Below are 24,039 nucleotides of genomic sequence, written 5' to 3'. Positions count from 1 at the left end.
ACCTTAGGGCCATCGGCCGAGCCGCAGTTGCCTGGGCTCGACGTCCAGCTGCCTGGCCGCGCTATACCGAGGCATTGACCTCGACGGTGATGTGGGCCAGCTCCTCGTGCACGGCGAGCGCCTGGCGCACGCTTTCGGCGCTGAGTTCGCCCGTGGTGGCCAGGCTGAGGATGCAGGCGTACTGGTCCTTGCCTACGCGCCACACATGCAAGTCGGTGATGCGTGCCGCCACTGGCAGTTGCGCGACCACCTCGCGAACCTCTCCGACCACGGGTGCATCCATCTCGGCATCCAGCAGCACCCGGCTGGTGTCCCGCAGTAGGCCACGCGCCCATACCGCCACCAGCACCGCGCCGACCAGGCCCATGACCGGGTCCAGCCAGCCTGCTCCCCAGAGTTCGCCGGCCAAGAGGGCGATGATCGCCAACACCGAGGTGGCCGCGTCGGCGATCACGTGCAGGTAGGCTGAACGCAGGTTGAGATCGTGGTGGTGACCATGGTCGTGGTGATGCTCGTGGCCGTGGTGGTGATGATCATGATCGTCGCGCAGTAACCAGGCGCAGATCAGGTTCACGGCCAGGCCAACCACGGCGATGAAAATCGCCTCGTCGTAGTGGATCGGGCCAGGGGCAAACAGTCGTTCCACCGACTGGAAGGCCATCAGCCCGGCTACCCCGAGCAGCAGCAGGGCACTGGAGTAACCGCCGAGGATCTCGATTTTCCAGGTGCCGAAGGCGAAGCGGCGGTCGCTGGCATAACGTCGCGCTGCGGCATATGCCAGTAGCGACAGGCCCAGGGCCAGGGCGTGCGAGCTCATGTGCCAGCCGTCGGCGAGCAGGGCCATGGAGTTGAAGAACCAGCCGCCGGCAATTTCCGCCACCATCATCACGGCCGTCAGCCACACCGCCAGCCGGGTCTTGCGCTCGGCACCGAGGTTGCGAGTGTGGAACTGATGGCTCAGCCGGCAATGGCCTGAGGTTTGTGTCGCCATGGTTTATCATGCTCCCGGAAGGTCGAGAAATATACTATACCCCAGTATACCTATGACGGTGTGAAACGACATGGCACATACCCAGAAGGGCAAGAAGCAGCTGTTGACCCGGGTGCGCAAGATCAAGGGCCAGGCGGCGGCGCTGGAAACCGCGCTGGAGCAGGACAAGGACTGCCTGGCAATCCTGCAGCAGATCGCCGCCGTACGCGGCGCGGTGAACGGGTTGATGGCCGAGGTGATGGAAGGACACATCCGCGAGCACCTGGTGGCGGATGGGCTGAGTGCGCAAGAGCGGCAGGAAGAGGCGGATAAAGTGGCGTCGCTGTTGCGGTCTTACCTGAAGTGATACCCCAGGGGGTATCTACATATCCCTTGCTGGGTACTGCTACGATCGCGGGAAACTGCGATCGCCTCAGACTTTGGTCAGCCTGTCCACCAAGCCTGCGGCATAGCCCGGCAAGCCCAGAAAGTCCCGGGCGCACAGCAACAGCTGGCGGTTGGCCCAATCCTCTTCCAGCGTCACCCACTGCATCGGCAGCACGCCTTCCCAGCGTCTTACCGAAGCCAGCGGTACCACGGCCACCCCAGCTCCGCCCGCAACCATGCGAATGACCCCGTCGAAGCCCTCGGCCCTGACCCGCACTCGCATCCGTCGGCCTTCACGCAGGGCTTGCTCCTCCAGGTGAAGGGCCAGTGCGCTGCTGGCGCCGAGGCCTACATGGTCATGGGCAAGGCTATCGACGAAGGTGGGGCTGTACCGGTCCATCAGTGGATGCCCTGGCGGCATGACCAGTACCAGTGGGTCGTCGCGAAAGGGCAGGGTCTGCAAATGTGTGCTGGGCGCGGCGGTCGAGATGATGCCCAGGTCGGCCATACCCTGGGTGATCGACTGGACGATGCGCAAGCTCGGTAGCTCCTGCACATCGACGCTGACGCCAGGGTTGTCGGCCAGGTAGCTGGCCAGCAGCTCCGGCAGGTACTCGGTCAGTGCCGCGGTGTTGCACAACAGACGCACCTGGCCCTGCTGGCCTTGGGCGTACTGCGCCAAGTCGAATTGTAGGCGTTCGACCTGCTGGCCGATCAACCGCGCGTGCTGGAGCAGTGCCTGGCCTGCCGGCGTCGGCTGTACGCCACGGCGGTTGCGTTCGAGCAGCGCGACACCCAGCGAGGCTTCCATCGCACGGATGCGCGCGCTGGCCGCCGGCAACGACAGGTGGCTACGGCGTGCTCCGGCGGTGATGTTGCCGCATTCGAGGGTGTGCTGGAACAGCGTCAGGTCGGTCAGGTCGAAATGCATCTGCCTATGTCCTGGCAAGAGTCTGGCTCAATTTATGCCAGATTTTCAGCCGTCGCGCCGCCCGGCATGATGCAGCCCATGAATACCTTGATCGCCTTCTATCAGAATATCGGCTTGCCAGTGACCCTGCTGGTCGTCTTCACCTTTCTCCTGGCTGGCGCGGTCAAGGGCGTGATCGGTCTCGGCCTGCCTACTGTCGCCATGGGCTTGCTAGGCGTGGCTATGTCTCCGGCACAGGCAGCGGCGCTGTTGATCGTACCCTCGACCCTTACCAATCTCTGGCAGCTTGCCGCGGGCGGTCACTTGCTGATGCTGTTGCGAAGACTTGGGCCGATGCTGCTGGCGATCTTCACCGGCACCGTGTTCGGCAGTGCCTGGTGGGGTATCGACAGCGGGCCTTGGGCTGCGCACGCGTTGGGTGCAGCGCTACTGGTCTATGCCTGCCATGGCCTGGTTGGCCCGACCTTGCGGGTGGCCGCTGGCAAAGAGCGTTGGCTGGGCCCGCTGTGTGGGCTGGCGACCGGGGTGGTGACGGCGGCCACGGGGGTATTCGTGATGCCAGCGGTGCCTTACCTGCAAAGCCTGGGCCTGAATCGTGACGAGATGATCCAGGCCCTGGGGCTGTCGTTCACTGTCTCGACCCTGGCGCTGGCCTTGGGCCTGGTTGGACAGGACGCCCTCGGTGGCCAGGCCCTCGGGGCATCGCTGATGATGGTGCTGCCGGCGTTGCTGGGCATGCTGCTGGGGCAATGGCTGCGTCTGCGGATCAGCGCGGTGCTGTTCAAACGCTGCTTCTTCATCGGCCTGGGCGCCCTTGGCAGCCACCTGTTGCTCAACGGCTAGCGGAGGAGGGGCTGAGCATATCGATGCGCTGGATATCGAACTCGCGCTCCAGGTACTCCATGCGTTTTTCGAAGAACTCGGCCATGTGCGGTAGGGCCGAATGCACGTCCAGGTCGGCCTTGCTGGCCCATACCTCGAAGAACACGAACAGGCTCGGGTCCTGCTGATCGCGCAGCATGTGGTACTCGATGCAACCAGGCTCCTGGCGGCTCGGTTCGACGTAAGCGCGGAACAGGGTTTCGAAGGCGTCGGCCATTTCCGGACGGGTCTTGGCCTTGAGAATGAATGCGTATTGCTCGTTCATGGCTGGCTACTCGCTGGGGGAAGTGAAGCTATTCTATGGCAATAATCTGCCTTCTATTCGTGATTCGAGCGCAAATGTATTTTGCTGCGTGGCGACTTTTTGCCTCACACGCCAGCCTTTAATCTGCCGGCCAATCGATGACCAATTCGACCTGGGCGCATAACCACGGTCGATCCGAACAGACCCGAGGCCAGCATGAAAAAGATCCTTTTGCTCAACGGTGGTAAACAGTTCGCCCATTCCGAGGGCCGCCTGAACCAGACCCTGCACGATGTCGCGCTGGCCTACCTGGACCGTGCCGGCTACGACGTCCAGCAGACCTTCATCGACGCAGGCTACGACGTGCAGGCCGAGGTGGAGAAATTCCTTTGGGCCGACGTGGTGATCTACCAGATGCCCGGTTGGTGGATGGGGGCTCCATGGACCGTGAAGAAGTACATGGACGACGTCTTCACCGCCGGGCACGGCAGCCTCTATGCCAGCGACGGCCGCAGCCGCTCGGATGCTTCCAAGCGCTACGGCAGTGGTGGCCTGATCCAGGGCAAGCAGTACATGTTGTCGCTCACCTGGAACGCACCGCTGCAGGCCTTTGACGACCCGGCCGATTTCTTCGAGGGCAAGGGTGTGGATGCGGTTTACTTCCCTTTCCACAAGGCCAACCAGTTCCTTGGCATGACCGGCCTGCCGACCTTTCTGACCAACGATGTGATCAAGAACCCAGATGTGCCGGCGGCGTTGGCGGCTTATGAAGCGCATCTGGAACAGGTATTCGGCAAGGCTGAGTGATTGTGTTGCCTGTGCCGGCCCTTTCGCGGGTGAACCCGCTCCGACCCGATCCAGGAGCGGGTTCACCCGCGAAGGGGTCGGTACAGCTACAGCTGGACTTGGCATCGACAAGCGCTATCTAATCCCTGCAAAGTCCCAGCGAAGGCCCTGATGTGAAAACTCGATCCGAAGAGCTCCAGGTATTCGTCGCCGTGATCGACTGCGGCTCGATTTCCGCTGCCGCCGAGCAGATCGGGCAGACCCCATCGGCGGTCAGCCGCACCCTGTCGCGGCTGGAGGCCAAGCTCGGCACCACCCTGGTCAACCGCACCACCCGGCGCATGGACCTCACCGAAGAGGGGCGCTTCTTCCTCGAACGGGCGCGCCTGGTGCTCGAGCAGATGGACGACATGGAAGAGCGTTTGTCGATGCATCGCCAGAACCCGTCGGGGCGCCTGCGCATCAACGCCGCCGCACCGTTCATGCTGCACGCGATCCTGCCCTGGATCGGCGAGTTCCGCCGTCAGTACCCGGCCATCGAGCTCGAACTCAACACCGATGATTTGATCATCGACCTGCTCGAGCAGAGTACCGATGTCGCTATCCGCATCGGCGAGCTGGCCGACTCCAGCCTGCACGCCCGTTCGTTGGGGTGCAGCCCGGTGCAGGTGCTGGCCAGTCCGGCCTACCTCGAACGCCATGGCACGCCGACCCAGGTCGAGGACCTGAGCAATCACTGCCTGCTCGGTTTCAGTCAGCCCGAGTCGCTCAACCAGTGGCCGCTGCGTCATGCCCAGGGCGATCGCTGGAGCATCCGCCCGGCGCTGCTGGCCTCCAGTGGCGAGACCCTGCGCCAGTTGGCCCTGGCCGGCGAAGGCATCGTCAGCCTGTCGCACTTCATGACCCATGAAGACATCCGCGCTGGCCGCTTGCAGGTGTTGCTTGGCGAGGCCAACAACGGCTACCGCCAGCCGATCCACGCGGTCTACTACCGCAACACGCAGTTGGCGCTGCGCATCCAGTGTTTCCTCGATTTTATCCAGGACAAGCTGGCTCGCTACGCTTGCTGAGTTGCCTGAACACGACAAATTCTGTCCGCAGGCGGCGAATCTTCCCTCAAGCGTTTGCACAGTCGGCTCGCTTCGGCCTTACTGAGCGATCAACAAAAACAACACCAAGGAAGTGTCATGCGTAGTGTTCCGTTCCCGTTCCTGGCGCTCGCAGCCGCGATGTTGAGCTGCTCCTCGGCTTATGCCGTGACCTTGGAAGGCGGTGCCGTTGCGGCGCCCGATCAATATGGCGCACAGGTGGCCGCCGATATCCTGAAGAAGGGCGGCAACGCCGTGGACGCCGCGGTCGCCACCGCTTTCACCCTGGCCGTGACCTACCCCGAGGCCGGCAATATCGGCGGCGGTGGCTTCATGACCCTGTTCGTCGACGGCAAGCCGTATTTCCTCGACTACCGCGAGGTGGCGCCCAAGGCCGCGACCCGCAATATGTACCTGGACGAAAAAGGTGAGGTGATCGAGAACCTCAGCCTGGTCGGCGCCCGCGCCGCAGGGGTACCTGGCACCGTGATGGGCCTGTGGGAAGCGCATCAGAAGTTCGGCAAGCTACCTTGGAGCGAGCTGCTGACACCGGCCATCGGCTATGCCCGCGATGGCTTCAAGATCGCCCAGAAGCAGTACCAGTACCGCGACGATGCCCAGGGCATGTTCAAGACCGCGACCAACTTCAACGACTACTTCGGCAACATGAAGGTGGGTGAGCCGTTCAAGCAGCCGGAAATGGCCAAGACCCTGGAGCGCATCGCCGACAAGGGCGCCAGCGAATTCTATCAAGGCAAGACCGCCGACCTGCTGGTAGCGCAGATGCAGGCGGACAAAGGCCTGATCACCAAGGAAGACCTCAAGGACTACAAAGCTGTGTGGCGCGATCCGATCGCCATCGAGTGGCGCGGTAACGTGGTTTACACCGCGCCGCCGCCAAGCTCCGGCGGGGTGGCCTTGGCCCAGTTGCTGGGCATCAAGGAGGACCGTGCCGCGGACTTCAAGGGCGTGGCGCACAACTCGGCGCAATACATCCATTTGCTGGCGGAAATCGAGAAGCGTGTGTTCGCCGACCGCGCCGACTACCTGGGCGACCCCGGCTTCACCAAGGTGCCAGTGGACCAGCTGGTGGCCAAGGACTACCTGGCCAAGCGCGCCGCCCAGGTCAACCCCAAGGCGATTTCGGCCACAGATCAAGTCAAGCCAGGGCTGGAGCCGCACCAGACCACGCACTTCTCGATCGTCGACAAGGAGGGGAACGCGGTGAGCAACACCTACACCCTCAACCTCGACTATGGCAGCGGTGTGGTGGTCAAGGGGGCAGGCTTCCTGCTCAACGACGAAATGGACGATTTCAGCGCCAAGCCGGGCACCGCCAACGTGTTTGGTGTGGTCGGCGGCGATGCCAACGCCATCGAACCGGGCAAGCGTATGCTGTCGTCCATGAGCCCCAGCCTGATGACCCGCGATGGCAAGGTGGTGCTGGTGTTGGGCACGCCCGGCGGCTCGCGGATCTTCACCTCGATCTTCCAGGTGCTGAACAACCTGTACGACTACGATATGCCGCTGGAGAAGGCCGTGGCCGCGCAGCGCGTGCACCATCAGTTGTTGCCCAAGGACACCATCTACTTCGACAGCTATGCGCCACTGACCGGGGCGGTGGCCGATGAGCTGAAGAAAATGGGCTACGTGCTGGAAGATCAGGGTTGGGAGATGGGCGATATCCAGGCGATCCGGGTGAGCGGTGAGAAGCTGGAGACGGCATCTGATCCGCGGGGGCGTGGAGTGGGCGTGGTGGTCAAGTAAACAGCTGCCAGTGAGGACCGCATCGTCGGCTTGCCGGCGATGCGGTCAGATGGTCACACGCGGAACTGACTGACCAGCATCTGCAGATGTCCACCCAGGCGCGCCAGCTCGACGCTGGAAGCCGCCGTTTCATCGCTGGCCGCAGCGGTTTGCTCCGACACATCGCGCACGTTGAGAATGCTGCGGCTGATTTCCTCGGCCACTGCGCTCTGTTGCTCGGCCGCCGCGGCGATCTGCTGGTTCATCGACTGGATGCTGGAGACCGTGCTGGTGATGTTCTCCAGCGATACACCCGCCTTGCGCGCCAGTTCCACGCTACTGTCGGTCAGGGTGCGGCTGCCCTGCATGGCATTGGCCACCTGCTGGGTCCCGGACTGCAGGCCGGCCACCAGCTCCTCGATTTCCTCGGTCGACTTCTGCGTGCGTTGGGCCAGCCCGCGCACCTCGTCGGCAACCACGGCAAAGCCGCGCCCGGCTTCACCGGCCCGGGCCGCTTCGATGGCGGCGTTGAGCGCCAGCAGATTGGTCTGCTCGGCCACCGACTTGATCACGTCCATCACACTGCCGATCTTCTGGCTTTCCTGTTGCAACAGGTTCATGGCCTCGGTGGAGCGATGGACCTCCTCGGCCAGGCGCTCGATCTGGCTAATCGCCTCGCCCACCACGCGATCGCCGGCACGGGCTTCGTCGTCGGCGCCGGTAGCCGCATGAGAAGCTTGCTCGGCGTTGCGCGCCACTTCCTGAACGGTCGCGGCCATTTCATGCATCGCGGTGGCGACCTGGTCGGTCTCGACCTTCTGGCTGTTGGCGCCGGCGCTGGTCTGCTCGGTGACCGCCGACAGTTCTTCGGCGGCGCTGGCGATTTGCGTCACGCCATCGCGGATGCCGCTGATCAACTCGCGCAGGGTGGTACCCATGTGGCTGATGCCCTGCTGCAGCACGCCCAGTTCGTCACGGCGGGTCACGCGCAGGTTCTGGGTCAGGTCGCCGCTGGCGATCTTCTCCACGGCCTCCAGGGTTTCACGCAGCGGACGGGTGATCTGGCGGGTGATGACTACCGCCGCGAGCACGCCGACCAGCAGCGCCAGCAGCGTGGCGATGATCTGCAGGCTGCGGGCCTCTGCGCTCTCAGCGTCGCGGCGCTCGATCTGGATCTGGTACAGGGCATCGCTGCGCTTGACGATGTCGGCACCCTGGACAGTCATTTCGGCGCGTGCGGTGGTGATCTGCGCGATGGCATCGCGGAACTGGCGCACGGCATCGCGGTAGGCCTCAACGGCCTGATCGAGGGCTTGCAGGCGGGTCGAGTCGTCAGGCAATTGGCGCTTGAGGCCGTCGATGCCGAGCAGGGCGGCGTCGAGCTGACCGAGGGCCGCTTTTTCGTTGGCGGCGCTGCTGTCGGCGATGTAGCCGCGCACGTCGATGCGCACCTGCAGCAGTTGCTGGCGAGCCTTGCTGATCAGTTGGTACTGGGTCAGGCGTACGCTGTCGACTTCCGGTCGGGTCATTACATCCTGGGTAAGGGCTTCCATGGCCTGGTCGGCGCTCGCCGCCGACTGGTTCATGGCCTCGCGGGCGGCCCGGCTGCTGTTGTAGCCGACCCGCATGGCGTTCAGCGAGACCTTGTAGGCATCGATGGTTCCGCCGAGCTCCTGCAGCAGCTTGACGTTGGCTGGGCTGACGAAGGTGCTGACCAGGTGTTGTTGCTGTTTGCTGAAGACATCCAGCTTGGCCAGGGTATTGGCCGCTGCGGCGTCGTCGCCGTTGGCGATCATGTATTGCAGGCGCGCCACGCGCAGGTCGGTCAGGTCTTTATTGAGCTGGCCGATGTCGCCCATCCAATTGCTACGGTCGATCAGGCTGCCCAGGCTGTTCCAGCCAGTCAGGGCCAGCAAGCCGGTCAGGACCAGGACCAGGCCGAAGCCCAGGCCCAGCTTCAGGTTGACGCTGATATTGGCAAACCAGCTGTTCATGCACGCTCTCCAGAAGTTATTCGCTCACTTGATCGTCGATCGCAGGGCGTTGTTGTTCTGAGAGCCTGCCGAATCGTGCAGCAGTTATCGGCAGGTCAGCGCGAAGCTGAAACGCTTTTTCAGCAGATATGTAACAAGACGAAAACGTTTGCGCGGAGTTTGCGGAAGCATTCGCGGCGCGAACCGCCGCGAATGGAGGCCAAGAGCGTTCAGAGACTACGTGCGCTGAAGGTATCGCAGCTGTTTACGTCTCCCTGGGCGAACCCGGTCTTGAACCAGCGCACCCGCTGGGCGGAGGTGCCATGGGTGAACGAATCAGGTACCACGCGACCCTGGCCCTGTTGCTGCAGGCGGTCGTCACCGATGGCATTGGCCGCGTTCAACGCTTCCTCGACGTCGCCGGGTTCAAGCCAGTTCAGGCGCTGTTGCGCCTGGTAGGCCCAGACCCCGGCCAGGCAATCGGCTTGGAGCTCCTGACGCACCAACAGGCCGTTGTCGCCCTCCATGCGCTGCCCGGCACGACGTGCGGCGTCGACTTTGGCCGAAACACCCAGCAAGGTCTGTACGTGATGGCCGATTTCATGGGCGATGACATAGGCCTGGGCGAAATCCCCGGCAGCGGCGAAGCGGGTTTCCATCTCGCGGAAGAACGACATGTCCAGGTATACCCGTTGGTCAGCCGGGCAATAGAACGGACCCACGGCCGCCGAGGCGAAGCCACAGGCGGAATTCACCTGGCCGCTGAACAGCACCAGCTTGGGGTCGCGATACTGTTTGCCTGCCTGGGAAAACAGCGCCTTCCAGGTGTCTTCGGTGTCGCCCAGTACCGAGGCGACGAACTCGGCCTGTTCGTCGTTGGCCGGGGGGGCTTTGCCCTCCACGGCGGTAGGGGCTTGCTGCTGTTCCATCTGCCCGGCGAGCTGACCAAGGATCTGCAATGGGTCCTGCCCGGTGATCCAGCCGATGCCGACGATCAAGAGGATGGCCCCCAGGCCTAATCCTTTCCCGCCACCAAAGCGCATTCCGCCACCACCGCCTTCCCCACGGGCATCGACGACATTGTCGCTACGCCGGCCTTTTCGCCAATCCATGAACGCTCTCCAAAATCGTGAAACATGAAGACATAGACTAGTTCACCCGGGCCAAAGGCACTAATACATAACCATTTGGTTATGGAAAGGCGCGCGGAATTCAATTTCTCTCTTGGAAAACCTATTCGAAACTGCAAGTCCCCTGCAGAGGGGGCTTCACATAATTCCAAGAGAGGAAAACGGCATGCCCGCCCAGGACAACAGCCGCTTCGTGATCCGTGATCGCAACTGGCACCCCAAAGCCCTGACGCCCGACTACAAGACGTCCATTGCCCGCTCGCCGCGCCAGGCATTGGTCAGCATCCCGCAGTCGGTAAGCGAAACCACCGGCCCTGACTTTTCCCACCTGGGCTTCGGTGCCCATGACCATGACCTGCTGCTGAACTTCAACAACGGTGGCTTGCCGATCGGCGAGCGCATCATCCTGGCCGGCCGTGTGCTCGACCAGTACGGCAAACCGGTTCCCAACACCCTGGTGGAAATCTGGCAGGCCAACGCCGGCGGCCGCTATCGCCACAAGAACGACCGCTACCTGGCCCCGCTGGACCCGAACTTCGGCGGCGTCGGTCGTTGCCTCACCGACCGTGACGGTTTCTACAGCTTCCGCACCATCAAGCCGGGTCCGTACCCATGGCGCAATGGCCCCAACGACTGGCGCCCGGCACATATCCACGTGTCGGTGAGCGGCCCGGCCATCGCCACCAAGCTGATCACCCAGCTGTATTTCGAAGGCGATCCGTTGATCCCGCTGTGCCCGATCGTCAAGTCGATCGCCAATCCCGAAGCAGTGCAGCAGCTGATCGCCAAGCTCGACATGGGCCATGCCAACCCCATGGATGCCCTGGCCTACCGCTTCGACATCGTGCTGCGCGGCCAGCGCAAGACCCACTTCGAAAACTGCTGAGGAACCCGCCATGCCAATCGAACTGCTGCCGGAAACCCCTTCGCAGACCGCCGGCCCCTACGTGCACATCGGTCTGGCCCTGGAAGCGGCCGGCAATCCCAAGCGCGACAAGGAAATCTGGAACCGTCTGGCCAAACCCGAAGCGCCGGGCGAGCACATCCTGCTGATCGGCCACGTGTACGACGGTAACGGGCACCTGGTGCGCGACTCGTTCCTGGAGATCTGGCAGGCCGACGCCAACGGTCAGTACCAGGATGACTACAACCTGGAAAACGCCTTCAACAGCTTTGGCCGCACCGCCACCACCTTCGATGCCGGTGAGTGGACCGTGCACACGGTCAAGCCAGGTGTGGTGAACAACGCCGCAGGTGTGCCGATGGCACCGCACATCAACCTCAGCCTGTTCGCTCGCGGCATCAACATCCACCTGCATACCCGGGTGTACTTCGATGATGAGGCCGAGGCCAATGCCAAGTGCCCGGTGCTCAACTTGATCGAGCAGCCGCAGCGCCGCGAGACCTTGATCGCCAAGCGTTGCGAAGTGGATGGGAAGACGGCTTACCGCTTCGATATCCGCATTCAGGGGGAAGGGGAGACGGTGTTCTTCGACTTCTGAGTGGTACCTGGGGCCGCTAAGCGGCCCCGGGCATCTCCGGATCAGCGCCGAACCAGCAACACCCCACTCTCCATATGGTGGGTATAGGGGAACTGGTCGAACAATGCGCAGCGCTCGATGCGGTGAGTGTCCTGCAGTTGGGCGATGTTCGCCGCCAGCGTCTCGGGGTTGCAAGAGATATACAGGATGCGCTCGAAGCGTCGAGTCAGCTCGCAGGTGTCCGGGTCCATCCCCGCGCGCGGTGGGTCGACGAATACCGTGCCGAACGCATAACTCTTCAGGTCAATGCCTTCCAGCCGACGGAACGGGCGGACCTCGTTCAGTGCCTGGGTCAGCTCTTCGGCCGAGAGCCGCACCAGACGCACGTTGTCCACGCCATTCTCGTCAAGGTTGCTCAAGGCGGCGTTGACCGAGGTCTTGCTGATCTCGGTCGCCAGCACCTGACGCACACGGGTGGCCAGTGGCAGGGTGAAGTTGCCGTTGCCGCAATACAGCTCCAGTAGATCGTCATCGCGCTCGCCGATGGCCTCGTAAGCCCAGCTCAGCATCTTCTGGTTCACCGCGCCGTTGGGTTGGGTGAATGCGCCTTCAGGTTGGCGGTAGCTGAACACGCGCCCGGCCACGTCCAGTTCTTCCACCGCATAATCGCGACCGATCACCACACGCTTGCCTTTGGAACGGCCGATCAGGCTCACCCCGAGCTGGTCGGCCAACTGCCGGGCAGCCACTTCCCAGGCCTCGTCCAGCGGGCGGTGGTAGCACATCGTGACCATTGCATCACCGGCCAGGGTAGTCAGGAACTCGACCTGAAAGAGACGGTTGCTCAGGTCTTCGCTGGCCTGCCAGGCGGCTTTCAGGCGCGGCATCAGGTCGTTGATACGTTGGCTGGCGATGGGGAAGTCGTCGATCAGGATCGCCTTGTGCTTCTCACCTGGGGCGAACATAGCGTAGTGGCGCTGGCCATCCTCGCGCCACAGGCGAAACTCAGCGCGTAGGCGATAATGCTCGCGCGGCGAATCGAACACGGCCGGCTCCGGCGCGCCGAAGGGCGCCAGCAGCTCGCGCAGGCGTGCGACCTTGGCGTCCAGCTGGGTAGTGTAGGAGGAGGGATCGAAGACGGCACTCATGCGTTGAACCAGCCCAGCTTGATGACGAACAGGATGGAAAGGATCACCAGCGCCGGATTCAGGTCGCGGTGGCGGCCGGAGATCAGCTTGACCGCGGTCCAGGCAATGAAACCGAAGGCGATGCCGTTGGCGATCGAATAGGTCAGCGGCATGGCCAGGGCTGTCACCACCACCGGAGCGGCCTCGGTGACGTCGTCCCAGTTGATTTCCGCCAGGCCCGAAGCCATCAACACCGCGACGAACAGCAGTGCGGGTGCGGTGGCGAAGGCCGGCACGCTACCGGCCAGCGGGGCGAAGAACAGCGCCAGCAGGAACAACACTGCCACCACGATGGCGGTCAGGCCGGTGCGGCCACCGGCACTCACGCCGGCGGCGGATTCGATGTAGCTGGTGGTGGTCGAGGTGCCCAGCAGCGAACCGGCCATGGCGGCGGTGCTGTCAGCGATCAGTGCGCGGCCCATTTTCGGCATGTGGCCGTCCTTGCCCATCAGCCCGGCGCGCTTCGCCACGCCGATCAGGGTGCCGGAGTTGTCGAACAGGTCGACGAACAGGAAGGCGAAGATCACGCTGACCAGACCGACGTCCAGGGCGCCCTTGATATCCAGCTGAAGGAAGGTCGGGGCCAGCGAAGGCGGCATCGACACTACGCCGCCGAACGGCGTCACGCCCATCAGGATCGAGGCGACGGTCACTGCCAGGATACCGATCAGCACGGCGCCACGGACCTTCAGCGACTCCAGGCCGACGATCAGGAAGAAGCCCAGGGTTGCGAGGATTGGCGCGGGCTGCTTAAGGTCGCCCAGGCCCACCAGGGTCGCGGGGTTATCGACGACGATGCCTGCGTTATGCAGTGCGATCAGCGCCAGGAACAGGCCGATGCCTGCAGCGATCGCCGAGCGCAGCGGCAACGGGATGCTGTTCACGATCCATTCGCGAATGCGGAAGATCGACAGCAGGAAGAACATCACGGCCGAGAGGAACACCGCACCCAGTGCCACCTGCCAGGTGTGGCCCATGTGCAGAACCACGGTGTAGGTGAAGAAGGCATTCAGGCCCATGCCCGGCGCCAGCGCGATCGGGTAGTTGGCGATCAGGCCCATGGTCACCGAGCCGATGGCCGCAGCCAGGCAGGTGGCGACGAAGATTGCACCCTTGTCCATGCCGGTTTCGCCGAGAATGCTCGGGTTGACGAACAGGATGTAGGCCATGGCCAGGAACGTGGTGACACCGGCGAGAATCTCGGTGCGCACGTTGGTGTTGTGTGCTCTTAGTTGAAACAGCCTTTCCAGCATGCCCGCTCCCCAAGGCGCCCGGGGCGCCGTGAATGTATCGACCCCATCAGCAAAGCACAGTGCGTACTGGATACGCAGGTTTTGTGTGGGGCGGAAAAAAGCCGCGCATCATACCAGCATGCGGGGCGCGGGCCTATGGCCGTTGGGGGGATGGGGCTGATGGTATCGATACCGGCCTCTTCGCGGGGCAAGCCCGCTCCCACAGGTACTCCTGAACTTCACCATCTTTGGTGATCTTGTGGGAGCGGGCTTGCCCCGCGAAGAGGCCGGTACAGGCATACATCAACCGTTGTGCAGCCTGTCCCGCTTGGCCAGGGTCGGAAACAGTTTTATCCACACCCCCGTCACCACCAGTGTCCCCACGCCCCCGAGGACCACAGCCGGCACCGTGCCGAACCAGTGCGCCGTGACCCCGGACTCGAACTCGCCGAGTTGGTTCGAAGCGCCGATGAACAGCCCGTTCACCGCACTGACCCGACCACGCATCTCGTCCGGCGTCTCCAACTGCACGAAGGCACCACGGATCACCATGCTGATCATGTCTGCCGCGCCCAGCACCACCAGCACCGCCAGGGAGAACCAGAACGAGGTCGACAACCCGAAGGCGATGGTCGCCACGCCAAAGATGCCGACGGCAGTGAACATCGTCCGCCCGACCTTGCGTTCGAACGGGAAGCGCGCCAGCCACACCGACATCAGCAGCGCTCCCACCGCTGGCGCCGAGCGCAGCAGGCCCAGGCCCAGCGGGCCGGCGAGCAGGATGTCCTTGGCGAACACCGGCAACAGAGCGGTAGCACCGCCCAGCAGCACGGCGAACAGGTCCAGCGAGATGGCGCCGAGGATGTCTGGCCGGCTGCGGATGAATCGGATACCGGCCAGCAGAGACTCGAGGCTGGCACGGCCACGCTGGGCCACCTGGCCGCGCGCATCCAGGCTCAAGGTCAGGACGCAGGCGATGGCATACAGCGCCACGGTCGGCCCGTATACCCAGATGCTGCCGAAGGCATACAGGAAGCCGCCTACCGCCGGGGCTACGATGGTCGCCGACTGGGTGGCCGAGGCCGAGGCGGCGACGGCGCGTGGGAACAACCCGGGCGGCACCACGTTGGGCAGCAGAGCCTGGGTGGCCGGCATTTCGAACGAGCGGGTGGCGCCGAGCATGAAGGCCAGCGCGAAGATCAGCTCGCGGCTGACGTTGTCGGTGGCGCTGCCCACTGCCAATGCCAGTGCGATCAGGCCCTGCAGGCTTTGGCAAAGGGCCGCGACCTTGCGCCGGTCATAGCGGTCGGCGACGTGCCCGGTATGGAGCATGAACAGCACGCGAGGGGCGAACTCCACCAAGCCGACCAGGCCGAGATCGAGCACGTTCCCGGTGAGCTGATAGAGGTGCCAGCCAATCGCCACGGTGAGCATCTGGAAGCCGCTGGCGGTGAATACCCGGGCCAGCCAGAAGGCCAGGAAAGGTCGGTGATGGCGCAACAACTGCGGTGCGGAATCGGACATCGAAAACCAGTGGCCTCGGCGCAGTAGAGGGGGAGCGCAGCGTATCATCTGTTTGTAACAAGTAGTTACTGTTTGATGGTGTCGGCACTTTTTCACACTTTTCGAAAGCCGGTGAGACAACCGGTCACGCGGCAAACGACCACACGGCCTGGCTGGCCATTCCGGACTATGCTTCCAGGCAAAGGTTGATCTGGATCAATGTTTCCAGCGTCAACGATTCGTGCCTTTGGGCCAGATTCCCTGCGATCGAACAGAACAATTCCAACGCGCCGTACTCGACTCTACGTAGGGGCCGTAGGCGACAAGGCCCACCGCCTGGACGCCGGATTTATCTGAAGAGGAAGCACCATGTTCGGAATAGAAGCCCTTGAGCTCGCCCGAATCCAGTTCGCCTTCACCGTTTCGTTTCACATCCTGTTCCCTGCCATCACCATCGGCCTGGCCAGCTACCTGGCAGTCCTCGAAGGTCTCTGGCTGAAGACCCACGACAACGTCTACCGCGACCTGTATCACTTCTGGTCGAAGATCTTCGCGGTCAACTTCGGCATGGGCGTGGTCTCCGGGCTGGTCATGGCCTACCAGTTCGGTACCAACTGGAGCCGCTTCTCCGATTTCGCCGGCAACATCACCGGCCCGCTGTTGACCTATGAAGTGCTCACCGCCTTCTTCCTCGAGGCCGGGTTCCTCGGCGTCATGTTGTTCGGCTGGAACCGTGTCGGACGGGGCCTGCATTTCTTCGCCACGTGCATGGTAGCGCTGGGTACGCTGGTTTCGACGTTCTGGATCCTGGCTTCCAACAGTTGGATGCAGACCCCCCAGGGGCACGAGATCATCGATGGCCGTGTAGTGCCGGTGGACTGGCTTGCGGTGATCTTCAATCCTTCCTTCCCGTTCCGCCTGATGCACATGGCCACGGCAGCGTTCGTCGCCACCGCTTTCTTCGTTGGCGCTTCGGCGGCCTGGCACCTGCTGCGCGGACGTGACAACCCGGCGGTGCGCAAGATGCTGTCGATGGCCATGTGGATGGCGTTGATCGTGGCGCCGGTACAAGCGGTGATCGGTGACTTCCACGGCTTGAACACCCTCAAGCATCAGCCGGTGAAGATTGCCGCCATCGAGGGGCACTGGGAAAACACCCCCGGCGAGTCGACGCCACTGATCCTGTTCGGCATCCCCGACATGCAGGCTGAAACTACCCGCTACAAGATCGAGATTCCCGCCCTCGGCAGCCTGATCTTGACCCACAGCCTGGACAAGCAGGTACCGGCGATGAAGGAGTTCGCCCCTGAGGACCGGCCCAACTCGACCATCGTCTTCTGGTCGTTCCGCATCATGGTCGCCCTGGGCCTGCTGATGATCGCTGCAGGTCTGTGGAGCCTGTTGCTGCGCAAACGTGGCGGGCTCTACAGCAACCGGCTGTTCCTTAACTTCGTGATGTGGATGGGGCCTTCCGGGCTGATCGCCATTCTGGCGGGGTGGTTCACCACCGAAATCGGTCGTCAGCCGTGGGTGGTCTACGGCTTGCTGCGTACCGCCGACGCGGTATCCCACCACAGCTACAGCCAGCTCGGCTTTACCCTGGTAGCGTTCGTGGTGGTCTATTTCGCGCTGTTCGGCACCGGTTTCGGCTACATGATGCGCTTGGTGCGCAAGGGCCCGCATACCGGTGAAGGGGACGAGCAACGGCCAGGCGGGCCGGGCCAGAAGCGTACACCGGCGCGGCCGCTGTCTGCCGCAGACGATGGCCATGCGGCCGACTCCGCCAGCCTGAGCAAGGAGAACTGAGCCATGGGTATCGATCTTCCGCTGATCTGGGCCGTGATCATCATCTTTGGCGTGATGATGTACGTGGTGATGGATGGCTTCGACCTCGGCATTGGCATCCTCTTCCCGTTCGTCAAGGCCGAGCACGATCGCGATGTCATGATGAATACCGTCGCGCCGGTCTGGGACGGTAATGAAACCTGGCTGGTGCTGGGCGGCGCCGGGTTGTTCGGGGCCTTCCCGATGGCCTATGCCGTGGTGCTCGAAGCGCTGTACCTGCCATTGATACTGATGCTGATCGGCCTGATCTTCCGCGGCGTGGCCTTCGAATTCCGCTTCAAGGCTACCGCCGAACGCCGGCATCTGTGGGACAAGGCGTTCATCTGGGGTTCGCTGGTGGCAACGTTTTTCCAGGGCGTGGCCTTGGGCGCCTTCATCGAGGGCTTCAAAGTCGTCGACCGGCACTACGCCGGCGGCTCGTTGGACTGGCTGACGCCGTTCAGCCTGTTCAGCGGCTTGGGCCTGATCGTCGCCTACGCGTTGCTCGGGTGCACCTGGTTGATCATGAAGACCGAGGGCCCGCTGCAGGAGCAGATGCATAATCTCGGTCGGCCGTTGGCGCTGGTGTTGCTGGCGGTGATCGGCATCGTCAGCCTGTGGACGCCGATCGCCTACCCGCAGATCGCCGACCGCTGGTTCAGCATGCCTAACCTGATCTGGTTCATGCCGGTGCCGATCCTGGTGCTGGTGACGTTCTACGGGCTGCTCAAGGCGGTAGCGCGCAATGCCAACTACACGCCGTTCCTACTGACCCTGGTGCTGATCTTCCTGGGCTACAGCGGCCTTGGCATCAGCCTGTGGCCGAACATCATCCCGCCATCGATCTCGATCTGGGACGCTGCGGCACCGCCGCAGAGCCAGGGCTTCATGCTGGTGGGGACCTTGTTCATCCTGCCGTTCATCCTGGGCTACACCTTCTGGAGCTACTACGTGTTCCGCGGCAAGGTGACCCCTGAAGACGGCTATCACTAGGAGGGCCGCCTGATGACCGGCAAACATGGCCTGGAAGAGAAGAAGCCGCTGTGGCAGCGCCTGGGCTGGCTGGTATTGATCTGGGCGCTGAGCGTGGCCGCCCTCGGTGTGGCGGCATGGGTGATGCGCCTGTTCATGGGGGCGGCGGGGCTTACGACCCATTGAGCAGGTGGCGCTGTGTCACTTGCGGGCCTTGAGGATCACGAACTTCGGCGTCGCCGCCACCTGCTCGACGCCTCGGAACAGCCGCGCCAGCTTGCTGTGATAGCCCAGGTGGCGGTTGCCGACGATGTACAGCGCGCCACCCACCACCAACGCCTCGCGTGCCTGCTGGAACATGCGCCAGGCGAGGAAGTCGCCTACCACTTGCTGTTGGTGGAAGGGTGGATTGCACAGCACTACATCCAGCGACTGCTTGTCGACGCCAGCCAGTCCATCCCCCGCCAGCACTGCAACGGGGCGCTCGCCGAGCGCCGCTTGCCAATTCTCCTGGGCCGATTGCACGGCCATGTACGACTCGTCCACCAGGGTGTACTGGGCATCCGGATTGGCCAGTGCACTGGCGATCGCCAACACCCCATTGCCGCAGCCCAGGTCGGCGATGCGGGCGTTGCCCAGGTCGCGCGGCAGATGCGGAAGGAAGGCGCGGGTACCGATGTCGAGTCCGTCGCGGCAGAACACGTTGGCATGGTTGATCAGTTCGAGCGCAGGCTTGTCGAGTCGGTAGCGGCTCGGATAGGGCGACCGCGCGGTGGGGCGCTCGGCCCAGGTGGCAGCGAGCAGACGCGCCTTTTTCTGGGCCAGGGAGGCCTGCATCGGGCCGATGTATTTTTCCAGCAACTCACCTGCGGCACGGGGCAGGTGCTTGATCATGGCGCCTGCGATCACCTGGGCTCCCGGTGCCAGATGACCTTGCAGGCGGATCAGTTGCTCCTCGAGCAGGGCCAGGGTCTTGGGCACGCGTACCAGGACTCGGTCGAAGTGTCCCTCCCAAGGCTCGCTCGCCGGCACGAACGGCACGCTGTCGAAAGCCTTGCCGTTGCGCGCCAGGTTCTTTTCCAGGGCCATGCGCGCCAGGTGCGAGTCGCCGCTGCTGATCACCGTCAAGTGGCCGGCCAGACTGGCGGCGAGGGCGCCGAAGCTGTCGTTGAGTACGAGTACCCGGCAACTGGCCTCTGGCGCCTGGGCATGCAGGCGCTCGAGCAGGTACTCGTCGGCGGCGTCGAAGGCCTGCAGAGGGTCATTGGCCTGGTCCGGTTGGCGGATCAGGTCGAGTTGGGCATACGGAGAGGTGAACAGGGGCATGGCGTCTGGCTCGGGTACGGATCTGCCCGCCGCACGTTGCGCGAGCTTTTGCCGCCGATTCTACAGGGCTTTGCCGAGGTTCGCAGGCAGGGCGTCAGATCCATCCGCGCATGGCGGCGATGGCGATGGCCCCGGCCTTGTTGGCTGCATTGGTCTTGGTGATCACGCTGCGAATGTGGAAGTTCACGGTGCTCTGTGACAACGACAGGATGCAGGCGACGTCGGCGGCCGTCTTGCCCGCTGCCGACCATTTCAGCACTTCCAGTTCGCGTTCGCTCATCTTCGGCGTGTTCGGGCAGATTTCTTCCAGGTGATGTTCACTGAGCACCGCATGCAAGGTATGGCAAAGCCACTGCACGCTGCCGGCCTTGTCGTAGAGTTCTGTGGTGCTGATCTTTGGCGTCTGCCGGGCCACGGACAGTTGGCTTTCATTGTGCTGCAGGTCGTGTACCGATTGCGTCCAACCGTGACACAAGCCATGTGCGCAGGCCGTTTCGCGGAACTGCGGAGCCTCGGCGTACAACTCGTCCGTCCACAGAATGGGCAGGGTGGATCCGTGGCTGTGGGCGGCCGCCGGGTCCTGGCGATAGAAGTCGTCACGCTGGTAACGCTCGATCCACTCGTTTGGGTAGTTGCTGTAGAGGAACAGACGAGGGGTTTGCGTGGCAACCTGGATACGCAACTTCAGGCCCAGATAATCCATTCCGAGCTCTTGCGTCAGGTGCACGGCCAGGTTGAACAAGCGTCGAGGTGAGCGCTCGCTCACGAGCTGGTGGAGACGCTCGGGATCCCAGTGGCGCGTCGGCATGTGGTCAAACTCCTAACTTTGTCAAATCCCAATCCATTTGAATTTAAGAGAGTGTAGAAAAACCCCAGTAGAGTGTTGGGTTTTTTTGCTATATGCGCCCGTTTTGACAGGGCAATGGGCCAGCCTTCGTGCAAGCCCTACAAACCAGTGGTATTTATTCATGCCACTTTGCGCGAAACTTGGCCCATGCAATCCATGGAGTGCCTCATGACCGCCAGCGCCGAAAAATTCACCCGCCAGACCCTGCTCGAAGTCCATCCGTTGACGCCGAACCTGTTCAGCCTGCGGACCACTCGTGATACCGGGTTTCGCTTCCGTGCCGGTCAATTCGCCCGTCTAGGGGTGACCAAGGCCGATGGCAGCGTGGTGTGGCGGGCCTACTCGATGGTAAGTGCGCCACATGACGAATTTCTGGATTTCTTCTCCATCGTGGTGCCAGGTGGCGAGTTCACCAGCGAATTGAGTCGGCTGGGCGAGGGCGACACCTTGCTCGTCGATCGCCAGGCCTTTGGCTACCTGACTCTGGATCGCTTCATCGGTGGGCGCGACCTGTGGCTGCTGGCGACGGGCACCGGTATCGCGCCGTTCATGTCGATCCTGCAGGACTTCGAGGCCTGGGAGCGCTTCGACAACATCCGGTTGGTTTACTCGGTGCGTGAAGCCAAGGAACTGGCGTACCTGGAAGAGATTGCCGGGTTGGAGCAGCGCGACTACCTGGTGGAATTCGCTGGCAAGCTTCAGTTCATTCCGGTGGTCACCCGCGAACGGCATCCAGGTGCGCTGAATGCCCGGATCACCACGCTGATCGAGAACGGCGAGCTGGAGAAAGCTGCGGGGCTTGAGTTCTCGCCGGAGCACTCGCGCATCATGCTCTGCGGCAACCCGCAGATGATCGACGAAACGCGCAAGGTGCTCAAAGCTCGCGATCTGCAACTGAGCCTGAGCAAACGGCCCGGCCAGGTGGCTGTCGAGAACTACTGGTGAAGCCAGGGCCGCAGGGCGGCCCCGGTAGCCTTCAGGGCTGGCGGTTCTGGTTCTGCGCCTTGAGCAGGTCGCGGATCTCCGTCAGCAAGGTCTCCTGAGGTGTCGGCACAGGAGGTGCGCTCGGTGCCGCGGCTTCTTCACGCTTGAGGCGGTTGATGGCCTTGACGCCCATGAAGATGGCGAAGGCGATGATGATGAAGTCGATCACCGTCTGGATGAACTTGCCGTAGGCCAGCACCACTGCCGGAATATCGCCTTCGGCCGCCTTGAGGGTGATGGCCAGGTCGCTGAAATCGACGCCACCGATCAGCAGCCCCAGTGGTGGCATCACCACGTCTCCGACGAACGAAGAGACGATCTTGCCGAAGGCCGCGCCGATGATGATACCGACCGCCATGTCGACGACATTACCTTTGACCGCGAAGGCCTTGAACTCACTGAGCATGCCCATGTTTGGTTCCTTGTAACAAATGGTGAGGTAAACGCAGTGTACGCCACCGAAACGCGTCATGCGCGGCGCTCAGGGCTAATGACTGCCGTTAGAACGAATAGTTTTGTCGCCTCTCGACCCGTTCGAGACACGTCCGCCTCGGCTATCATGGCGGTTTTTTCCCAGGAGACCTGCCCAATGGCCAAGGCCAAGCGCTTGTATGGCTGCACCGAGTGCGGCGCGACCTTTCCCAAATGGGCTGGCCAGTGCGGCGAATGTGGGGCCTGGAACACGCTGGTCGAGACCATGATCGAGAGCGGTGGGGCTGCGGCGCCCAGCGGACGTACCGGTTGGACCGGACAGCAGGCGCAGATCAAGACCTTGGCTGAAGTCAGCGTCGAGGAAATTCCGCGCTTCACCACCAGCAGCACCGAACTGGACCGTGTGCTCGGCGGAGGTCTGGTCGATGGCTCGGTGGTTCTTATTGGCGGTGATCCGGGGATCGGCAAGTCGACCATCCTGCTGCAGACCCTGTGCAACATCGCCGTGGGCATGCCGGCCTTGTACGTCACCGGCGAGGAATCGCAACAGCAGGTGGCCATGCGGTCGCGGCGCCTGGGTCTGCCCCAGGACCAGCTCAAGGTCATGACCGAGACCTGCATCGAGACCATCATCGCCACGGCACGTCAGGAAAAGCCTCGGGTGATGGTGATCGACTCGATCCAGACGATCTTCACCGAGCAGTTGCAGTCGGCTCCGGGCGGCGTCGCCCAGGTGCGCGAAAGCACGGCGCTGCTGGTGCGCTATGCCAAGCAGAGCGGAACGGCGATCTTTCTGGTCGGCCACGTCACCAAGGAGGGTTCGCTGGCCGGCCCGCGGGTACTCGAGCACATGGTCGACACCGTGCTTTATTTCGAAGGCGAGTCCGATGGTCGCCTGCGCCTGCTGCGCGCGGTCAAGAACCGCTTCGGCGCGGTCAACGAACTGGGCGTGTTCGGCATGACCGACCGTGGCTTGAAGGAAGTGTCGAACCCTTCGGCGATCTTCCTCAACCGCACCCAGGAAGAGGTGCCCGGCAGCGTGGTCATGGCCACCTGGGAAGGCACCCGGCCGATGCTGGTGGAGGTGCAGGCCCTGGTCGACGACAGCCACCTGGCCAACCCCCGACGGGTCACCCTAGGCCTCGATCAGAACCGCTTGGCCATGCTCCTGGCGGTGCTGCATAGGCATGGTGGCATTCCCACCCACGACCAGGATGTGTTCCTCAACGTGGTCGGTGGGGTGAAGGTACTGGAGACCGCCTCGGATCTCGCTCTGCTGGCTGCCGTGATGTCCAGCCTGCGCAACCGGCCACTGGCCCATGGACTGCTGGTGTTCGGCGAAATCGGTCTGTCGGGTGAGGTACGCCCGGTCCCCAGTGGCCAGGAGCGGCTGAAGGAGGCCGCCAAGCATGGCTTCAAGCGAGCCATCGTGCCCAAGGGCAATGCGCCCAAAGAGGCTCCTGCAGGGTTGCAGGTGATTGCCGTCACGCGGCTGGAGCAGGCCCTGGACGCCTTGTTCGAGTAAATCCTGGTCTGCAGCGGCCTTTTCGCGGGCAAAAGAAAGGCTCTTCACGGATTGTCGGGGGAGGGGGGGGCTTGGTTTGGCATTTAGATCGTGAGCTGATCCATTGTGTGTAGCGGCGCTACTGGCCCCTTCCGCCTTTACGGCGGGCCCCTTTGTTCTTGGACAAAGGAGCGCAAAACCGCTTGCTCCCACATACGGCCCCTACGCTGCGCTTCGGGGTCCCCTCGCTCCGGCGGCTTGCGGGCCCGCGCGGCCTACGACTTGCTGCGCAAGTCTACATCTCGCGCCTCCGGCTAACGCCGGAGGGTGCTACGCACCTGGCCCTCCAGCCACCTCCACTCGGCCTCCTGAGGTCGCGGGTAGATCAAGAGCAAGAGCAAAAGCAAGATCAAAAGCCAGAGCAACGGCAGGCGAATCGCTGCGCTCTCGCTTTTCCCTTTACCTATCGTTTTGTGTTGTTGCGGATAGTGCGGTCTGTCTTTCGAAGATAACGCCAGCGCAGGCTCCGCCCCTAACTTTGCGACGTCAGGAGGCCGAGCGTAGGCGTCTGTAGGGCCAGGTGCGCAGCACCCTTCGGCGTAAGCCGAAG

The 24,039-nt window shown here is 63.1% G+C and carries 23 protein-coding genes; 12 read left to right on the top strand and 11 right to left on the bottom strand.

Going from position 1 to position 24,039, the window contains the following annotated elements:
• Positions 1–61: 61 nt before the first annotated feature.
• Positions 62–991: a CDF family Co(II)/Ni(II) efflux transporter DmeF gene (gene dmeF, locus E2H86_RS24940; RefSeq protein ID WP_133332170.1), complete on the bottom strand. Its 930-nt coding sequence runs from the start codon at positions 989–991 to the stop codon at positions 62–64.
• A 70-nt stretch (positions 992–1,061) separates the two neighbouring features.
• Between dmeF and E2H86_RS24935 the strand changes: the two genes are divergently transcribed.
• A complete protein-coding gene (locus E2H86_RS24935) occupies positions 1,062–1,337 on the top strand; it encodes a metal/formaldehyde-sensitive transcriptional repressor (protein WP_133332169.1) in 276 nt (91 codons plus the stop codon).
• Between the two features lie 66 nt (positions 1,338–1,403).
• On the opposite strand, the gene E2H86_RS24930 is transcribed toward E2H86_RS24935, so the two are convergent.
• Positions 1,404–2,288, bottom strand: coding sequence for a LysR family transcriptional regulator (locus E2H86_RS24930; RefSeq protein WP_133332168.1), 885 nt, complete (start codon positions 2,286–2,288; stop codon positions 1,404–1,406).
• Between the two features lie 78 nt (positions 2,289–2,366).
• On the opposite strand from E2H86_RS24930, the gene E2H86_RS24925 reads away from it, so the two are divergent.
• Positions 2,367–3,131, top strand: a complete 765-nt coding sequence (locus tag E2H86_RS24925; RefSeq protein WP_133332167.1) for a sulfite exporter TauE/SafE family protein — start codon at positions 2,367–2,369, stop codon at positions 3,129–3,131.
• Here E2H86_RS24925 and E2H86_RS24920 read toward each other — a convergent pair.
• On the bottom strand, positions 3,121–3,435 hold the full coding sequence (locus E2H86_RS24920; protein WP_133332166.1) for a putative quinol monooxygenase: 315 nt from the start codon (positions 3,433–3,435) through the stop codon (positions 3,121–3,123). The genes E2H86_RS24925 and E2H86_RS24920 overlap by 11 nt on opposite strands.
• A gap of 195 nt (positions 3,436–3,630) precedes the next feature.
• On the opposite strand from E2H86_RS24920, the gene E2H86_RS24915 reads away from it, so the two are divergent.
• From E2H86_RS24915 to ggt, 3 genes are all read left to right on the top strand, one after another.
• Positions 3,631–4,221, top strand: coding sequence for an NAD(P)H-dependent oxidoreductase (locus E2H86_RS24915; protein ID WP_133332165.1), 591 nt, complete (start codon positions 3,631–3,633; stop codon positions 4,219–4,221).
• A 152-nt stretch (positions 4,222–4,373) separates the two neighbouring features.
• Positions 4,374–5,270 carry a LysR family transcriptional regulator gene (locus tag E2H86_RS24910; protein ID WP_133332164.1) on the top strand — a complete coding sequence of 299 codons (897 nt, stop codon included), beginning with the start codon at positions 4,374–4,376 and terminating at the stop codon, positions 5,268–5,270.
• A 117-nt stretch (positions 5,271–5,387) separates the two neighbouring features.
• The gene (gene ggt, locus E2H86_RS24905) at positions 5,388–7,055 is read left to right on the top strand and encodes a gamma-glutamyltransferase (protein WP_133332163.1); all 1,668 of its coding nucleotides are present in this window, start codon (positions 5,388–5,390) and stop codon (positions 7,053–7,055) included.
• Between the two features lie 53 nt (positions 7,056–7,108).
• On the opposite strand, the gene E2H86_RS24900 is transcribed toward ggt, so the two are convergent.
• Together E2H86_RS24900 and ypfJ are read right to left on the bottom strand one after the other, a co-directional pair.
• The gene (locus E2H86_RS24900) at positions 7,109–9,028 is read right to left on the bottom strand and encodes a methyl-accepting chemotaxis protein (RefSeq protein WP_133332162.1); all 1,920 of its coding nucleotides are present in this window, start codon (positions 9,026–9,028) and stop codon (positions 7,109–7,111) included.
• A gap of 209 nt (positions 9,029–9,237) precedes the next feature.
• Entirely contained in the window at positions 9,238–10,119 is an 882-nt protein-coding gene (gene ypfJ, locus E2H86_RS24895) for a KPN_02809 family neutral zinc metallopeptidase (RefSeq protein WP_133332161.1), read from the bottom strand.
• Positions 10,120–10,303: 184 nt separating this feature from the next.
• On the opposite strand from ypfJ, the gene pcaH reads away from it, so the two are divergent.
• Complete coding sequence (pcaH, locus tag E2H86_RS24890) at positions 10,304–11,023, top strand: protocatechuate 3,4-dioxygenase subunit beta (RefSeq protein ID WP_133332160.1); 720 nt, start codon at positions 10,304–10,306, stop codon at positions 11,021–11,023.
• Positions 11,024–11,033: 10 nt separating this feature from the next.
• Positions 11,034–11,639: a protocatechuate 3,4-dioxygenase subunit alpha gene (gene pcaG, locus E2H86_RS24885; RefSeq protein ID WP_133332159.1), complete on the top strand. Its 606-nt coding sequence runs from the start codon at positions 11,034–11,036 to the stop codon at positions 11,637–11,639.
• Positions 11,640–11,680: 41 nt separating this feature from the next.
• On the opposite strand, the gene trmA is transcribed toward pcaG, so the two are convergent.
• From trmA to E2H86_RS24870, 3 genes are all read right to left on the bottom strand, one after another.
• Positions 11,681–12,766: a tRNA (uridine(54)-C5)-methyltransferase TrmA gene (gene trmA / locus E2H86_RS24880; protein ID WP_133332158.1), complete on the bottom strand. Its 1,086-nt coding sequence runs from the start codon at positions 12,764–12,766 to the stop codon at positions 11,681–11,683.
• On the bottom strand, positions 12,763–14,058 hold the full coding sequence (locus E2H86_RS24875; protein ID WP_133332157.1) for an NCS2 family permease: 1,296 nt from the start codon (positions 14,056–14,058) through the stop codon (positions 12,763–12,765). Before E2H86_RS24875 ends, trmA begins: the two co-directional genes overlap by 4 nt.
• 282 nt (positions 14,059–14,340) lie before the next feature.
• Positions 14,341–15,561, bottom strand: a complete 1,221-nt coding sequence (locus tag E2H86_RS24870) for an MFS transporter (RefSeq protein WP_133332156.1) — start codon at positions 15,559–15,561, stop codon at positions 14,341–14,343.
• A gap of 348 nt (positions 15,562–15,909) precedes the next feature.
• Between E2H86_RS24870 and E2H86_RS24865 the strand changes: the two genes are divergently transcribed.
• Genes E2H86_RS24865 through E2H86_RS24855 form a run of 3 tightly spaced genes read left to right on the top strand, consistent with a single transcriptional unit; the run spans position 15,910 to position 18,522 of the window.
• The gene (locus E2H86_RS24865; protein ID WP_133332155.1) at positions 15,910–17,346 is read left to right on the top strand and encodes a cytochrome ubiquinol oxidase subunit I; all 1,437 of its coding nucleotides are present in this window, start codon (positions 15,910–15,912) and stop codon (positions 17,344–17,346) included.
• A gap of 3 nt (positions 17,347–17,349) precedes the next feature.
• Complete coding sequence (cydB, locus tag E2H86_RS24860; RefSeq protein ID WP_133332154.1) at positions 17,350–18,357, top strand: cytochrome d ubiquinol oxidase subunit II; 1,008 nt, start codon at positions 17,350–17,352, stop codon at positions 18,355–18,357.
• 9 nt (positions 18,358–18,366) lie between these two features.
• A complete protein-coding gene (locus E2H86_RS24855; RefSeq protein WP_009682264.1) occupies positions 18,367–18,522 on the top strand; it encodes a DUF2474 domain-containing protein in 156 nt (51 codons plus the stop codon).
• Between the two features lie 15 nt (positions 18,523–18,537).
• Here the strand turns inward: E2H86_RS24855 and E2H86_RS24850 are convergent, their stop codons facing one another.
• Together E2H86_RS24850 and E2H86_RS24845 are read right to left on the bottom strand one after the other, a co-directional pair.
• Positions 18,538–19,662: a methyltransferase gene (locus tag E2H86_RS24850; protein ID WP_133332153.1), complete on the bottom strand. Its 1,125-nt coding sequence runs from the start codon at positions 19,660–19,662 to the stop codon at positions 18,538–18,540.
• Between the two features lie 94 nt (positions 19,663–19,756).
• Complete coding sequence (locus E2H86_RS24845) at positions 19,757–20,470, bottom strand: autoinducer binding domain-containing protein (RefSeq protein ID WP_133332152.1); 714 nt, start codon at positions 20,468–20,470, stop codon at positions 19,757–19,759.
• Positions 20,471–20,677: 207 nt separating this feature from the next.
• Here E2H86_RS24845 and E2H86_RS24840 point away from each other — a divergent pair, with 207 nt between their 5' ends.
• Positions 20,678–21,454: a ferredoxin--NADP reductase gene (locus tag E2H86_RS24840; RefSeq protein ID WP_133332151.1), complete on the top strand. Its 777-nt coding sequence runs from the start codon at positions 20,678–20,680 to the stop codon at positions 21,452–21,454.
• Positions 21,455–21,485: 31 nt separating this feature from the next.
• On the opposite strand, the gene mscL is transcribed toward E2H86_RS24840, so the two are convergent.
• Positions 21,486–21,905 (bottom strand): large-conductance mechanosensitive channel protein MscL, encoded by a 420-nt coding sequence (gene mscL, locus E2H86_RS24835; protein ID WP_133332150.1) that lies wholly within the window; start codon positions 21,903–21,905, stop codon positions 21,486–21,488.
• Between the two features lie 177 nt (positions 21,906–22,082).
• Between mscL and radA the strand changes: the two genes are divergently transcribed.
• Positions 22,083–23,450, top strand: a complete 1,368-nt coding sequence (radA, locus tag E2H86_RS24830) for a DNA repair protein RadA (protein WP_133332149.1) — start codon at positions 22,083–22,085, stop codon at positions 23,448–23,450.
• Positions 23,451–24,039 lie beyond the last annotated feature (589 nt).

The organism is Pseudomonas putida, from assembly GCF_004357765.1.
Classification (GTDB): domain Bacteria; phylum Pseudomonadota; class Gammaproteobacteria; order Pseudomonadales; family Pseudomonadaceae; genus Aquipseudomonas; species Aquipseudomonas putida_U.
The sequence above is the reverse complement of the archived record's forward strand: the minus strand, read 5'-3'. Positions and strand labels throughout refer to the sequence as shown.